The organism is Streptomyces sp. NPDC104202 (assembly GCF_055584185.1).
In genome coordinates, this window is the sequence record NZ_JBVJMN010000083.1 from 12,726 (window position 1) to 27,991 (window position 15,266).

The following is a 15,266-nucleotide window of genomic DNA, read 5'->3' on the forward strand; positions in this document are numbered from 1 at the left end:
ACAGCGTGTCTTCACGACGTCCTTGTGCGGACGTCGCGGAGACATGACCGGTTGGGCCCGGAAAAGGATGTACGGGGGAGAACGTGACGCTCCGCACAGGGAGGCGGCCCGTCGTCTCAGTCGACGACCTGGCGGCCCTCGGGGCGGGCGCTGCACGAGGCCCGGAAGGCACAGGTCGTGCAGTGCTGCCCGGTGCTCGGGGTGAACCGTTCGTCGAGGACCCGGCCCGCGGCGTCGGCGAGCAGCTCGCCGACCCACTCCCCCTCCAGGGGCTGCTGCGCCTGCACCTTCGGCAGGGCGTCCCCGCCCTCCTTCTGCGGGGCGCTCTGGCGCAGCTGGACGAGTTCGGCGCCGCCGGGCTCGGGGCGGCGGCCGTCGAAGACCTCGTCGAGCGCGCCCTCGCGGACGGCCAGCTGGTAGACGGCGAGCTGCGGGTGGTGGGCGACCTCGTCGCGGGTGGGCGCCGACTTGCCGGTCTTGAAGTCGACCACGTACGCGCGTCCCTGCTCGTCGGTCTCCACCCGGTCCATGGAGCCGCGGATACGGACCTCGTAGTCGCCCGCCTCCAGGGTCACGTCGAAGCCGTGCTCGGTGGCGGCCGGGGTGCGGCCTCCGCGGTCGAGCACGTGCCAGCGCAGGAAGCGTTCGAGGGCCACGCGCGCGTGGCCCTTCTCCTGCGCCGACTTCCAGGGCGCGTCGAAGGCGAGGCCGTCCCAGACGGAGTCCAGGCGGGCCATGAGGACGTCGAGGTCGGCGGGGGTGCGGCCGGAGGCGACCTCGTCGGCGAGGACGTGGACGACGTTGCCGAAGCCCTGCGCGGCGGTGGCCGGGGCGGCCGCCTTGACCTCGCGGCCGAGGAACCACTGGAGGGAGCACGTGCCGACCAGGCTCTCCAGGGAGCTCGGCGAGAGCGCCACGGGCCGGTCGCGCTCGCGCAGCGGCGCCGTGCTGCGGGTCGGCTCGAACAGTCCCCACCAGCGGTCCGGGTGCGCGGCCGGCACCATGGGCTGGCCGTCCTCGTCGGTGAGCGCGGCTAGGGCGGCGAGCCGGTCGGCCGCGGCGTCGCGCAGGGCCGGCGAGGCGGCGGGGTCGACGGTGGTGGCCCGCAGCTCGGCGACGAGGGCGGAGACCGCCAGGGGGCGGCGGGGGCGGCCGGGGACGTCCTTCGGCTCGGCCCCGAGTTCGGTGAGGAAGCGGGAGGGCTGGTCGCCGTCCTCGGCCGCGGCCTTCACCGCGGTGACGACGAGCCGGTCACGCGCGCGGGTGGCGGCGACGTAGAAGAGGCGGCGCTCCTCGGCGAGGAGGGCGCCGGGGGTGAGCGGTTCGGCGAGGCCGTCGCGGCCGATGCGGTCCGCTTCGAGGAGCGAGCCGCGGCGGCGCAGGTCGGGCCAGAGGCGTTCCTGCAGGCCGGCGACGACGACCAGGCTCCATTCGAGGCCCTTGGAGCGGTGGGCGGTCATCAGCCGGACGGCGTCCGGGCGGGTGTGCCGGCGGGTGAGGGTGTCCGCGGCGATGTCCTGGGCGTCGAGCTCCTCCAGGAAGTTCAGGACGCCGCGGCCGCCGACGCGTTCCTCGGCGCGGGCGGCGGTCTCGAACAGCGCGCAGACGGCGTCCAGGTCACGGTCGGCGTTGCGCCCCGCGGGTCCGCCGCGCAGGGCCGCGCGCTCCAGACGGCCGGGCCACGGGGTGCCGTTCCACAGCACCCACAGCGCCTCCTCGGCGGTGCCGCCCCCGGCGAGGAGCGTACGGGTCTCGCGGAGCAGGTCGCCGAGCCGCCTGGCCCCGCGCGCGTAGGCGGGGTCGTGGGCGACCAGCCGTTCGGGCTCGGCGAGGGCGCGGGCGAGGAGGACGTCGGAGGGCGGCGGGACCTTGTTGCCGGCGGCGCGCTCCTCGTCGCGCAGGGCGCGGCCGAGGCGGCGCAGGTCGGCGGGGTCGACGCCGGCGAGGGGGGAGGCGAGGAGGTCGAGGGCGGTGTCGACGGGGAGCCACGCGGCCGCGCCGGCGGCCGGCGCCGCGTCCGCCCCGGCCTCCTGGAGGTCGTCGTCCCGGGGCTCGGCCTCCTGGGGCTCGTCGTCCTGAGGCCCGGCCTCCTGGAGGTCGTCGTCCCGGGGCTCGGCCTCCTGGGGCTCGTCGTCCTGAGGCCCGGCCTCCGGAACGGACGGGGCGGCGGAAGGGGACGCCGAGGAGACCGCTCGCAGCGCCAGGAGGAGCGGGGCGACCGCCGGTTCGTGGCGGAGGGGGGTGTCGGCGGCGTCGGTCTCCACGGGGACGCCCGCGGAGGTGAGGGCGCGGCGGAGGGAGGGGAGCGCGGCGGCGGCGCGGGTGAGGACGGCCATGTCCTGCCAGGGGACGCCGTCCTCCAGGTGGGCGCGGCGGAGGAGGTCGGCGATGTTCTCGGCCTCCGCCGAGGCGGTGGGGTAGGTGTACGCCTCGGCCCGGCCGCCGTCCCGCACCGCCGCGAGGTCGCGGTGGGCGCGGACCTTGTCGGCGGGGAGCCGGGGCATCGGCATCCGCTGGGCGAGCTGCCGGGTCGCGCCGAGGAGGGTGGCGCCGGAGCGGCGGGAGGCGCGCAGGACGCGGACGTCGGCGCCGCCGAAGGAGGCCGGGAAGTCGAGGATGCCGTTCACGTCGGCGCCGCGGAAGGCGTAGATGGACTGGTCGGGGTCGCCGAGGGCGACGACGGTGGAGCGTCCGCCGCCGGTGAGCCGGTGCAGCAGCCGGACCTGCGCCGGGTCGGTGTCCTGGTACTCGTCGACGTACACGGCGTCGTACGCGGGGAGGGTGACCCGCTCGGCGAGCAGGACGGCGCGGTGGACGAGCTCGGTGTAGTCGAGGACGCCCTGGAGGTCGAGGACGTCGAGGTACTCGGCGAGGAAGCCGGCGGCCGCCTTCCAGTCCGGGCGGCCGACCCGGTCGGCGAACCGGGCCAGGGCGTCGGGGCCGAGGCCCAGCTCGCGGGAGCGGGCCAGGACGGCCCGCACCTCGTCGGCGAAGCCGCGGGTGGTGAGGCAGGCGCGGAGTTCGTCGGGCCAGCCGACCCGGCCGAGGCCCGCCTTCTCCAGGTCGATCTGGCCGGCCAGCAGCTCGCGTACGGCGAGGTCCTGCTCGGGTCCGGAGAGCAGCCGGAGCGGTTCGGCGAAGAGCTCGGCGTCCTGATGGGCCCGGATCAGGGCGTAGCAGTAGGAGTGGAAGGTGGTGGCCTGGGGCGGGCGGCGGCCGCCGAGCCGGGCGGCCATGCGGTCGCGGAGCTCGACGGCGGCCTTGCGGCTGAAGGTGAGGACGAGGAGGCGCTCGGGGTCGGTGCCGCTCTCCACGCGGGCGGCGACCGCCTCGACCAGCGTCGTCGTCTTGCCGGTGCCGGGTCCGGCGAGGACGAGGAGCGGTCCGCTCGCGTGGTCAACCACCTGCCGCTGGACTGCGTCCAGCTGAGGGGGATCCTGGGGGGCCGGTGTGGTGCGCACCAGCCGGTACGCGCCCGGGGTCCGCTGCCGTCCCGAACCCGGGTACGGCTGTCCCTGGTGCGGCGGCGTACGCCGGGTGGTGGAGGAGGTGCTCACGTGGATCGCCGGTCCTGGTGGGTGTGGTGGTGCGGGTGAGGCGGCCGTGTGCCGTGGCCGCCGCCTCGGGAGACGCGAACGTCGACGTTACGCGAAGCGGGCCGTCGACGAGCCGTACTCCGGGCCGCTTCCACCGCGGCGGGGCCGTCCCGCCCGCGCCTTCCTGGCCCCCGCCCTCAGGTGTGAGTTCCGGCACCCCCGGCGCCGCCGGCGCCGTCCCGCCGGCCGGGGTCCGGGGTGCCGTCCCAGCGCGCCCGCCGCATGTCGACCCGGGGCACGTGCCCCTCGGCCGACGGGCCCGCCGCGCGCAGCGGGGTGCCCTCCTCGCGGTAGTGGCCGAGGGCCCGCAGCTCGTGGCCGGGGAGGATCGTGCCGTCCGCCCGGACCACGCGCCACCACGGCGCCGCACCGCCGTAGAGCGCCATCACCCGGCCCACCTGCCGGGGGCCGCCCTCGCCCAGCCATTCGGCCACGTCTCCGTAGGTCATGACCCGGCCGGGCGGGATCCCGTCGGCGACGTCGAGCACCCGCTCCGCGTACTCGGGCAGTTCTCCGGTCTCCCCCACGGGCTCCTCCATGCTCATCCGCACCATCCTGCCTCACCCCACCGACATGGCCCTGATGCCTCCGCGCGAGGGCTCTTCGTGCCACCATCGTCCGGGCGGTGACTGGTGATACGAGATCAAGAGCGACAAGTACGAGAACAAGAACGTGATCGAGAAGACACGCGGGCAGAGACGGACATGCTGATGGGGCAGGACACGCAGCCTCCCGAGGGGGGCGAGGCCGACGTGCCCGAGCGGGTCTCCGGCGACGAGCCCCTGCTCGCCGCCCGGGTCCACCGGCCGTCCGACCTGATGCGGCTGCTCGTCGGCCTGCTCGCCATCGGGCTGGTCATCGCGATCGCGGCGTTCGCCCACGCCACGACCTCGGGCCTGGAGGAGGACATCAACAAGGGCGCCGTCGGCGCCCCCGACGTCTTCGTCAAGATCGCCGGTCTCTTCTCCTCCATCGCCGTCCTGCTCGTCCCGGTCGCCTTCGCCATCGAGCGGCTGATCAAACGCGACGGACTGCGCATCGCCGACGGCGTCCTCGCCGCCGTCCTCGCGCACGGCGTGACCCTCGCCACCGACCTCTGGGTCGCCCAGGCCGCGCCCGGCACCATCCAGGACGCACTGACCCAGCCGCAGTCCGGCGGCGGGCTGACCGACCCGGTGCACAACTACCTCGCCCCGGTCATCGCCTACATGACCGCCGTGGGCATGGCCCGCAGGCCCCGCTGGCGGGTGTCGCTCTGGGTGGTGCTGGCGCTCGACGCCTTCACCATGCTGGTGGCCGGCTACACCACCGCCCTGTCGATCATCCTGACCGTGCTGATCGGCTGGACCGTCGCCTACGGCACCCTCTACGCGGTGGGCTCGCCGAACGTGCGGCCCACGGGACAGACCCTCCTCGCCGGACTGCGGCGGGTGGGCTTCCGGCCGGTGACGGCGCTGCGCGCCGAGGGCGTGCCCGACGCGGCGGACAGCGGGGACCGCGGCCGCCGCTACATCGTGACCCTGGAGAACGGTCCGCCGCTCGACGTCACCGTCGTCGACCGGGAGCAGCAGGCGCACGGCTTCTTCTACCGCGCGTGGCGGCGGATCACCCTCCGGACGATCACCACCCGCCGGTCGATCGTCTCGCTCCGCCAGGCGCTGGAGCAGGAGGCGCTCCTCGCGTACGCGGCGATCGCCGCCGGGGCGAACGCGCCGAAGCTGATCGCGACCTCCGAGCTCGGCCCGGACGCCGTGATGCTCGTGTACGAGCACATCGGCGGCCGGAGCCTGGACTCGCTGGACGACGAGGAGATCACCGACGAGCTGGTCACCGGCGCGTGGCGGCAGGTCAGGGCGTTGCAGTCGCGCCGGATCGCGCACCGCAGGCTCGCGGGGGACGCGATCCTGGTGGATCGTTCCGGCAGGGTGGTCCTCACCGACCTGCGGGGCGGCGAGATCGCGGCCGGCGATCTGGTGCTGCGGATGGACATCGCCCAGCTGCTCACCACGCTCGGCCTGCGGGTCGGCGCCGAGCGCGCGGTGGCCGCGGCCGTCGAGGTGCTCGGCCCGGACGCGGTCGCCGACTGTCTGCCCCTGCTCCAGCCGATCGCGCTGAGCCGCTCCACGCGCGCGACGCTGCGGAGACAGGCCCGGGATCGGTCGGCCCGCGAGCGGGAGGCCGTGCTCGCCGCCTCGGAGGCGGCCAAGCACGAGCGGGAGCTGGCGAAGGACGCGGCCTCGGCCCCCGCCGACCTGAAGGACGTGCGGGCGGAGACCAAGGCCGAGAAGAAGGCGGACAAGAAGGCCGAGAAGCGGGCCCTGGACGAGGCGCTCGACGAGGCCCGCGAGGAGGACCTGCTCGCCCAGATCCGCCAGCAGGTGCTGCTGATCCGCCCGCAGGCCCCGGTGGAGCCGGTGCGGCTGGAGCGGATCAAGCCGCGGACCCTGGTCAGCCTCATCGCGGGCGCGGTCGCCGCCTACTTCCTGCTTTCGCAGATCGCCCGGACGCCGCTGTCCACGGTCAGCGAGGCGGACTGGCGCTGGGTCGCGGCAGCCGTGGTGTTCTCCGCGCTCAGCTATGTGGCGGCGGCGATGAGCCTCCTCGGGTTCGTGCCCGAGCGGGTGGGGTTCTGGCGGACGGTGGTCGCGCAGATCGCCGGTTCGTTCGTGAAGATCGTCGCCCCCGCGGCCGTCGGCGGCGTCGCCCTGAACACCCGCTTCCTCCAGCGCGCGGGCGTCCGGCCCGGCCTGGCGGTGGCGAGCGTCGGCGCCTCGCAGCTGTTCGGTCTCGGGGCGCACATCCTGCTCCTGCTCTCCTTCGGCTATCTGACGGGGACGGAGAAGTCGCAGTCGTTCACGCCGTCGAGGACGGTGATCGCGGGCCTGCTGACGGTGGCGGTGCTCGTCCTGGTCGTGACGGCGATCCCCTTCATGCGCAAGTTCGTGTCGACGCGGCTGCGCTCGCTCTTCGCGGGCGTGGTGCCGCGCATGCTGGACGTGCTCCAGCGGCCGATGAAGCTGGTGACCGGCATCGGCGGGATGCTGCTGCTCACGGGCGCGTTCGTGCTCTGCCTGGACGCCTCGATCCGGGCCTTCAGCGACGGCAACCAGTCGATCAGCTACGCGAGCGTGGCCGTGGTCTTCCTCGCGGGCAACGCGCTCGGCTCGGCGGCGCCGACGCCGGGCGGTGTCGGCGCGGTCGAGGGCGCGCTGACCGCCGGCCTGGTGGTCGTGGGCCTGCCGATCGAGGTCGCGACCCCGGCGGTGCTCCTCTACCGCCTGCTCACCCTCTGGATCCCGGTCCTGCCGGGCTGGCTCTGCTTCAACTGGCTGACGAAGCGCGAGGCGCTCTAGGGTCTGTCGTCAAAATCCCCTCTGCCCCGCCCTTCGGGCAACGAGGGGATTTTGACGACACCCCCTAGGTCCTGCCGATCAGGCCCCGCGAACCCGGCATGACCGGCAGGCCACCCCCGGCCACCCGCATGGACCTCCGTCCCGCGCGGGGGCGGGGGCGGCGGCCCACCATGGGGGTATGCCGATCTCCGTCGCCCAGCGCGCCGCACTGCTGACCGCCACCACCGTGCTGCTCGCCGCCGGGTGCTCGGACGGGGGCGACGACACGGCGGAACCGACGAAGGCGAGCGGCACCGGGGTCGCGGCGCTGACGGAGCAGAAGCTGTCCTGGGCTCCCTGTCCGCCGCCGTCGGCGGCCGAGGGCGGCGGGCCGGCGCCCTCCCCGCTGCCCGGCGGCGCGGCCTGGGAGTGCTCCTTCCTCCAGGCTCCGCTGGACTGGTCGGTGCCGGAGGGCGAGACGATCGAGCTGGCGCTGATCCGGGCGAGGGCGAAGGACGGCGCCCGCCGGATCGGCTCGCTCGTCTTCAACTTCGGCGGCCCCGGCGGCTCCGGGGTCACCGCCCTGCCGGGCTTCGCCGCGGACTACGAGACCCTGCGCAGCCGCTACGACCTGGTCTCCTTCGACCCGCGCGGGGTGGGCCGCAGCGACCCGGTGGAGTGCGCCACCGACAAGGAGCTCGACGCCTACTACGCCCTGGACTTCACGCCCGACGACGAGGCGGAGGAGCGGACGCTGTCGGAGGCGCAGAAGAAGTACGCGGGGGGCTGCGAGCGGGACTCGGGCGCCGCCCTGCCGCACGTCGGCACCGAGAACGCGGCCCGGGACATGGATCTGATGCGGCAGGTCCTCGGTGACGACCGACTCCACTACTTCGGCATCTCGTACGGCACCGAACTCGGCGGCGTGTATGCCCACATGTTCCCGAAGAACGTCGGCCGGGCCGTCTTCGACGCGGTGGTGGACCCGGAGGCGGGCGTCGAGGACGGCGCCCTCGGCCAGGCGAAGGGCTTCCAGCTCGCGCTGGACAACTTCGCCCAGGACTGCGTCGACCGCGGCGACGCGTGCACCCTGCCCGGCTCGACCGTGGCCGAGATCGAGGGCTTCGTCATGGAGCTCCTGGCGTCGCTGGACAAGAACCCGATCCCCGGCATCGGCGACCGCAAGCTCACCCAGACGCAGGCGACCAACGGCATCGCGCAGGCGCTGTACTCGAAGGACTACTGGACCTATCTGGAGCAGGGCCTCGACGCGGCGGACGGCGGCGACGGGGCGCTGCTGCTGTCGCTCTCGGACGCGATGAACGGGCGCGACCAGAACGGCTCCTACAGCAACATCCAGGCCGCCAACGCCGCCATCAACTGCGTGGACTTCAAGGAGCGCTACACGCTCGGCCAGGCGAAGGAGCGGCTCCCCCAGTTCCGGGAGGCGTCGCCCGTGTTCGGCGACTTCATGGGCTGGGCGCTGGCGAGCTGTTCGCAGTGGCCGGTGCCCGGCGTCTGGGAGCACCCGGACGTGTCGGCGCCCGGCTCGGCCCCGATCCTGGTCGTCGGCAACACCGGCGACCCGGCGACGCCGTACGAGGGCGCCCGGGCGATGGTGAACGCGCTCGGCAAGGGCGTCGGCGTGGAGCTGACGTACGAGGGCGAGGGCCACGGTGCCTACAACAGCGGCGACACGTGCGTGAAGAAGGCGGTGGACGCCTATCTCCTGGACGGCAAGGTGCCGCCCTCGGGGACCGTCTGCAAGTAGCCCGGCCGCCCCTCGGCGCACGGGAAGGGCCCGGACCTCGTGGATGAGGTCCGGGCCCTTCACGGTGCCGAGGGGGCGGGGTGTCCTAGTAGACCGGCTTCTCGGGCTCGATCTGGTGGACCCAGCCGATCACGCCGCCGCCGACGTGGACCGCGTCCGCGAAGCCCGCGGACTTGAGCACCGCGAGGACCTCCGCACTGCGGACACCCGTCTTGCAGTGCAGGACGATCCGCTTGTCCTGCGGGAGGTCCTGGAGGGCGGTGCCCATCAGGAACTCGTTCTTCGGGATCAGTCGCGCGCCCGGGATCGAGACGATCTCGTACTCGTTCGGCTCGCGGACGTCGATGATGTCGATGTTCTCGCCCTCGTCGATCCACTCCTTGAGCTGCTTGGGAGTGATCGTCGAGCCGAGCGCCGCCTCCTGGGCCTCCTCGGACACGACGCCGCAGAAGGCCTCGTAGTCGATGAGCTCGGTGACGGTCGGGTTCTCGCCGCAGACGGCGCAGTTCGGGTCCTTGCGGACCTTCACCTGGCGGTACTGCATCTCCAGGGCGTCGTAGATCATCAGGCGGCCGACCAGCGGGTCGCCCACGCCGGCGAGGACCTTGATGGCCTCGGTGACCTGGATGGAGCCGATGGACGCGCACAGCACGCCCAGGACGCCGCCCTCGGCGCAGGACGGGACCATGCCCGGCGGCGGGGGCTCCGGGTAGAGGCAGCGGTAGCAGGGGCCGTACTCGGACCAGAAGACCGATGCCTGGCCGTCGAACCGGTAGATCGAGCCCCAGACGTACGGCTTGTTCAGCAGCACGCAGGCGTCGTTCACCAGGTAGCGGGTGGCGAAGTTATCGGTGCCGTCGACGATCAGGTCGTACTGGCCGAAGATCTCCATCACGTTGTCGGCCTCGAGCCGCTCCTCGTGAAGGATCACGTTGACGTACGGGTTGATGCCGAGCACGCTGTCGCGCGCCGACGCCGCCTTGGAGCGGCCGATGTCGGCCTGGCTGTGGATGATCTGGCGCTGGAGGTTCGACTCGTCGACCTCGTCGAACTCCACGATGCCGAGCGTGCCCACGCCGGCGGCGGCCAGGTACATCAGCGCCGGCGAGCCGAGGCCGCCGGCGCCGACACACAGCACCTTGGCGTTCTTCAGCCGCTTCTGCCCGTCCATCCCGACGTCCGGGATGATCAGGTGGCGGGAGTACCTGCGGACCTCGTCTACGGTGAGCTCGGCAGCCGGCTCGACCAGGGGTGGCAGCGACACGGGGACTCCGGTTGTCGGTATGTCAGTACGGTTGTTCTCCCCGTAACACTGCCACGCCCCTCCTCATTCCGAGACACCCGGTCCGATCCGCGAGACGATTTCGTCCCAGTAGCCGGGCAGCGAGTGGAATGGCGCGGTTTGTCCCGGGCCACCCGGGCGGTCGGTGAAGAAGATCGTCCCCGCGCCCTGCCAGCGGGCCACCCGCAGGGCCTCCTCCAGGTGCGTGCGCGGGACGCCGTGCACCAGGTGGACGAACTTCGACTCCGCGTAGTCGGCGGTCCACTCCGCCACCTGGGACCAGCGGTAGTCCACCCAGGGGCCGGAGAAGGTCACGAGCTGGTCGGCGGCCTCGGCGTAGCCGGGATGCGGAGGGGTGCCGTGGCCGAGGACCAGATGGGCCTCCCCGCCGAGGATCGCCTCCAGGGTCGCCGTGACCCGCCGCGTCCCGGCCAGGTCGGCCCGGTCCGCGGGGGCCCGGTCCAGGTAGAAGCCGCCCACCTTGTACCAGTCGAGGAAGCGGTGGGCGTCCGAGACGAGCTCCCCGAAGGGCCGCCGGCCGTGGTCGGCGTCCAGGTGCCCGAGGACCCTGACCCCGGCGTTGCGGAGCTTGCCCGCCGCCTCCAGGCAGTGCGGGTCGGGCCGGCTGCCCGGCCCTTCCGCGACGTTGAGCACCGCCCAGTGCACCGGGGTCCCGGGACGGGTCAGCTCGGCCCACTCGACCGGGGCGAGCAGCGGGTGGGCGTAGCCGGGGACGCCCACGCCGAGCGCCTGGACGGCCCCCGTGGCGGTGGTCGTCGTCAGATGCGACACGCCGCCTCCATCCAGATGTCCGCGAGCGACTCCTCCAGGTTGATCCGGGGCCGCCAGCCCAGCCGGTCGCGGGCGGTGCGGACGTCGGCCTGCTGCCAGGGACCGCAGCCGTCGGGGTACGGGTACGGCGCGGAGGCGAGCTGGTCGGCGATGGTCCCCTCGGTGCGGGGCGCGCCGATCATCGGGCGCTGCGCCAGGCCGTGCGGGGCGTCCAGCTCGTGGAGGTTGCCGGAGTAGCCGGCCACCCGGGCGAGGACGGCGGCGGCGTCGCGGAGCCGGACCGCGCGGCCGGTGCCGATGTTCACCACGCCCTGCGCGGCGGAGAGCGAGGCCGCGTGCACGGCCCGGGCCACGTCCCGCACGTCGACGAAGTCGCGCTGCACACCGAGGCCGCTGAGCTTGAGCTCGCCGTCGCCGGCCTGCATGGCCCGGCGCATCGCCTCGGCGAGCCGGCCGAGCGGGGAGCCGGCGGGCGTGCCGGGGCCGACGGGCGAGAAGACCCGCAGGACGACCGCGTCGAGGCCGGAGCCGAGGACGAGTTCGGTGGCGGCCAGCTTCGACACCCCGTACGGGCCTCCCGGGCGCGGCACCGCGTCCTCGGCCGTGGAGGAGCCGGCCTGGCTCGGCCCGTACTCCGATGCGCAGCCGACCTGGACGAGGCGGGCGCCGCAGCCGCTGCGGCGCAGGGCCTCGCAGACGGTGGCGACGGCGACGGTGTTGTGCCGGGTCAGTTCCCGGGCGCCGCCGCGGGTGGCGCCCGCGCAGTTGACCACGACCCCCGGGTGGACGGCGTCCAGGAAGCGGGTCAGCGCGCCCGGACTGCCGGAGGCGAGGTCGAAGCGGACGTCGGCGTCGTCGCCGCGGCCGAGGGCGGTGAGGTGGACGGCCGGGTCGGCGAGCAGCCGGTCGGCGACGAAGCGTCCGATGAAGCCGTTGGCTCCGAGCAGCAGCACCCTCATCGTGCGGCCCCTTCGTGCCGACCGGCCGGTGCTGGGGGTTGACGGGTCATGGTCTTCGGTCTCCTTGCGGGGTGATGAGGGGGGTGGGGGCGGGACGTGCCCGCGGCGTCGGCTCCGCGGGAGCGGGGTGGTGCGGGGGGAGGCCCGGCGGGGTGTCGGCCCCGACGGGCCTCCCGGTCTCTCGGGGGTCTTCACGGGGTGGCGTGGGCGGAGGCCCGGACGAGGGCGCCGGACGCGTGGGCCAGCAGCCCGAGCGCGGCGGCGCCGCAGACGAGGGTGGGCACGGCCCCGGGGCCCCAGGCGTCGGCGAGGGCGCGCACCGGGGCGGCGAGCCCGTCGAAGCCGGGGAGCGGGACCCGGGCGGCGAGGACGCTCGCGAGGGCGAGGACCTCGGCCGCCGCGGCGGCGGCGAGGGCGGCTGAGGCCGTCTCGGGGAAGCCGTGGACGGTGAGGAGCCGGGCGAGCAGGAGGAGCGCGCCGAGGGCGAGGGCGCCGGGGCTGAAGCCGGTGAGGGCGAGCAGCGCGGCGAGGGCGAGCAGCTGGAGGGCGACGGTGCCGAGGAGGAGCGGCCGGACGGCGGCGGCGAAGTCGGCGAGGCCGCGGCTCTCGGAGATCCGCAGGCGGGCCCGGCTCGCGAAGAGGTGCGCGCACCAGGCCGCGGGGGCCACGGCCAGGGCGAGCCCGAGGAGCGGGTGGGGGTCGAGGTCCCAGCCGCCGTCGGGGCCGCCGCTGAGGACCTGGGCGAGGAGTCCGTCGCCGCCGACGGCGTACGCCAGGAGCCAGAGCGTCCAGAGCCGGGCGGCGGGCACGGCGCTTCCGTCCGGGACCCGGAAGGGTCCGCGCCGGACGGCGAGCACCAGCGCGGCGGCGAGAGCCGGTACCGCGACGGCGGCGACGGCGGTCCGCAGGGTTCCGTAGGCGAAGGCGAGAGCGATGCCGGCGAGGCCCGCGACGGCGCCGGGGGCGAGGACGGCGAGCGCCCAGGGGGCGCGGTCGGGTTCCGGTCCGGCCGCGGGCGCGGCCTTCCCCTGTCCGCGCGGCACGCGCGCGTACAGCTCCTCCGCCAGGGAGAACACGTCCCGGTGCCGGAACCGCGCCGCGGTCCGGTCGGTGAACCCCTGCGCCTCGAGGCCGGCGGCGATCTCCAGCGGGTCCACGGCCCGCTCGCACAGCTCCCGGTGGCGGTGCATGAGCACCTTGACGGGGTCGGCCTGGCCGCGCCGGGGCCGGGGTGCGGCGGGGGCCGCGGGCGCGGGGGCGCGTTCGCCGGGGCGGGCCGCGGCCGGCGGTCGCGTCCGCCAGGCCGCGCCGCCGACCGGGGCGTCGGGGCGGTCTCCGGACGGGCCCGCGGGCCGGGATGCGGCGGGTCCGGGAAGCGTCGGCGGGGCCGTCTCCGGCGAGGGGGCTATCCCGGCCGGGGCGGCGTCCACGGGGGCGGCGGGCCCGGCCGGGGCGGCCGGGTCCGGGACGTCGGGGGCGCGCAGGTCGAGGCCGGTCACGGCGGCCCCCGGGTCGGCGGCGGCCGGCGGGGTGAGGGCGGGCGCGCCGAGGAGGGCCTCGGAGCGGGCGTCCCAGGCTCCGGGGCTCGTCGGGGCGGCGGGGCCGCGCATGGGGGTGCCTCCTTCAGGCATCGGGGCCTCCCGCGCCCGCGGTCAGGGCGGTGTGCGTCCAGCTGCCGGGCACGTGGGCCTCGGCGGGGTGGGCGAAGGGCACGCCGTCCCCGAGGCGGTGGCGCACCGGCGTGTGGGAGAGGAGTTCGAGGTAGATGCCGCGGAAGGCGGCGAGGTTCTGCTCGACGGTGAAGAGTTCGAGGGCGCGGGCGCGGGCCGCCGCGCCGAGCCGGTGGCGGCGCTCGGGGTCGCGCAGGAGCGCGAGGCAGGCGTCGGCGAGGGCCCGGGGGTTGCGCGGGGGGACGACGAGGCCGGTGCCGCCGATGATCTCGACGACGGCGCCGACGTCGGTGGAGACGGTGGCCCGCGCGCAGAACATGGCCTCCACGAGGCTGGCCGGGAAGCCCTCGACGACGCTGGACAGGACGACGACCGCGCCGGAGGCGTAGACGTCCTCCAGGGTGGGAGCCTCGGGGCCGCCGAGCTCCTCGAAGGTGACGGGGTTCTCGCCGACGGCGTGCGCCCCGGTGGCCTCGTCGGGGAAGAGCTGGGCCGCGAGCCCGCGGCAGTGCGTCAGGTACGCGCCGGCGCCCGGTTCGCGGAAGGGCACGGCGACGATCCGCAGCCGGGCGTCGGGCTGCCGGGCCCGGATCTCGGCGAAGGCGTGGAGGAGGGCGATCAGGTCCCTGGCGGGCTCGACGCGGCCGACCCAGACGAGGGTGGCGGGGTCGCCGCTCTCCTCGTCCTCGCCGACCTCGGCGAAGCGGTCGGCGGCCATGCCGGGGTGGACGGTGCGGACGCGGTCGCGGGGGGCTCCGCACTTCTCCTGCCAGCGGCGGGCGTGGGCGTTGCCGGGGGTGAGGAGGGCGGCCTGCCGGTAGGTCTCGGCGGCGATCCGTCCGTGGAGGGCGGCGAGGAGGGCCCGCAGCGGGGCGGAGCGGTCGGCGCCCGCGGCCGAGAGGTAGTGGGCGCGGAGCCGGACGCCGTACTCGGTGACGAGCAGCGGGGTGCCGAAGAAGCGTTTGGCCAGCAGGCCGGGGAGGGCCGTGGTGCCTCCGGCGGCGGCGTGGCAGAGGTCGGCCGAGCCGAGCGTGTCCTCGGTGTACCAGTCGAGGGAGAGGGGGCGCAGGGCCCGCTCCAGGTGGTCGGCGAAGGCGAGGTGGTCGGCGAGGCCGGCGGCGGCCGCGCCCCGGCGTGCGCCGGGGGCGCGGCACGCGGTCTCCAGGGCGCGGACGGCGTCGTCGGAGCGGAGCGCGCCGGGCAGTCCGCCCCGTTCGCGGGCGAGTTCGGCGAGCGCGTAGAGCCCGGCGGCGAAGGAGGCCGCGCCGGTTCCGGCCGCCGGCTCGGCGTCGCCGGCGGCGGTCGCGGCTCCCGCTTCCGCCGGGTCCTCGGCGCACAGGCCGGTGGCGAGGGCGTGGAGGGCGTCGGTGAAGTGCCGCCGCTCGCGCCGGCCGTAGGCCCGGCGGCCCGCACGTCCGGCGCCGAGCACGGCGCGTTCGAGGCGGTGCCGGGGCAGGCCGGCCCCGTCGGGGCCGTCGAGGTCGGCGGTGCGCACGACGCGGGCGTTCGCGGGGAGGAGCGGCGAGGAGCCGGGGCGGCCCAGCGCGTAGAGGTCGAACTGGTGCTGCCCGAGCCCGCGTACGAGCCGGTCGCACCAGGGCCCGGACTCACCGGTGGCGTACGGGTAGCCACCCTCCGTGAGCAGTCCGATCCGCACGAGCGCACCCCCGATCTCCCTTGACGGCGGCCACCGTTGGCCCGGCGACTCGCAGCGGGACGAACGTAAGCGGAGATACCGGTGGTGGGGGGGGGGGGGGGGGGGGGGGGGGGGGGGGGGGGGGGGGGGGGGGGGGGGGGGGGGGGGGGGGGGGGGGGGGTTTTGGTCTGCCCCCCTCTAGCCCCCCCAACACGGTAACACGGAGAG

Annotated in this window: 9 protein-coding genes; 2 read left to right on the plus strand and 7 right to left on the minus strand. The window is 75.4% G+C overall.

What is annotated here, in order from left to right; translation table 11 throughout:
- Nucleotides 1–116: 116 nt before the first annotated feature.
- Together ACZ60W_RS34045 and ACZ60W_RS34050 are read right to left on the minus strand one after the other, a co-directional pair.
- Nucleotides 117–3,557 (minus strand): ATP-dependent helicase, encoded by a 3,441-nt coding sequence (locus tag ACZ60W_RS34045; RefSeq protein ID WP_469759271.1) that lies wholly within the window; start codon nucleotides 3,555–3,557, stop codon nucleotides 117–119.
- A 176-nt stretch (nucleotides 3,558–3,733) separates the two neighbouring features.
- Entirely contained in the window at nucleotides 3,734–4,150 is a 417-nt protein-coding gene (locus tag ACZ60W_RS34050) for an MGMT family protein (RefSeq protein WP_469759272.1), read from the minus strand.
- A gap of 150 nt (nucleotides 4,151–4,300) precedes the next feature.
- On the opposite strand from ACZ60W_RS34050, the gene ACZ60W_RS34055 reads away from it, so the two are divergent.
- Nucleotides 4,301–6,949: a lysylphosphatidylglycerol synthase domain-containing protein gene (locus ACZ60W_RS34055; protein ID WP_469759273.1), complete on the plus strand. Its 2,649-nt coding sequence runs from the start codon at nucleotides 4,301–4,303 to the stop codon at nucleotides 6,947–6,949.
- A 178-nt stretch (nucleotides 6,950–7,127) separates the two neighbouring features.
- Nucleotides 7,128–8,699, plus strand: a complete 1,572-nt coding sequence (locus ACZ60W_RS34060; RefSeq protein ID WP_469759274.1) for an alpha/beta hydrolase — start codon at nucleotides 7,128–7,130, stop codon at nucleotides 8,697–8,699.
- A gap of 85 nt (nucleotides 8,700–8,784) precedes the next feature.
- Here the strand turns inward: ACZ60W_RS34060 and moeZ are convergent, their stop codons facing one another.
- The 5 genes from moeZ to ACZ60W_RS34085 form a co-directional block, all read right to left on the minus strand.
- Complete coding sequence (gene moeZ / locus ACZ60W_RS34065; RefSeq protein ID WP_366307331.1) at nucleotides 8,785–9,963, minus strand: adenylyltransferase/sulfurtransferase MoeZ; 1,179 nt, start codon at nucleotides 9,961–9,963, stop codon at nucleotides 8,785–8,787.
- Nucleotides 9,964–10,026: 63 nt separating this feature from the next.
- Complete coding sequence (locus tag ACZ60W_RS34070) at nucleotides 10,027–10,773, minus strand: spherulation-specific family 4 protein (protein WP_469759275.1); 747 nt, start codon at nucleotides 10,771–10,773, stop codon at nucleotides 10,027–10,029.
- Entirely contained in the window at nucleotides 10,761–11,732 is a 972-nt protein-coding gene (locus ACZ60W_RS34075) for an NAD-dependent epimerase/dehydratase family protein (RefSeq protein ID WP_469759276.1), read from the minus strand. Before ACZ60W_RS34075 ends, ACZ60W_RS34070 begins: the two co-directional genes overlap by 13 nt.
- Before the next feature lie 191 nt (nucleotides 11,733–11,923).
- A complete protein-coding gene (locus tag ACZ60W_RS34080) occupies nucleotides 11,924–13,342 on the minus strand; it encodes a hypothetical protein (RefSeq protein WP_469759277.1) in 1,419 nt (472 codons plus the stop codon).
- Nucleotides 13,343–13,355: 13 nt separating this feature from the next.
- Complete coding sequence (locus ACZ60W_RS34085) at nucleotides 13,356–15,059, minus strand: glycosyltransferase (RefSeq protein ID WP_469759278.1); 1,704 nt, start codon at nucleotides 15,057–15,059, stop codon at nucleotides 13,356–13,358.
- Between the last annotated feature and the right edge of the window lie 207 nt (nucleotides 15,060–15,266).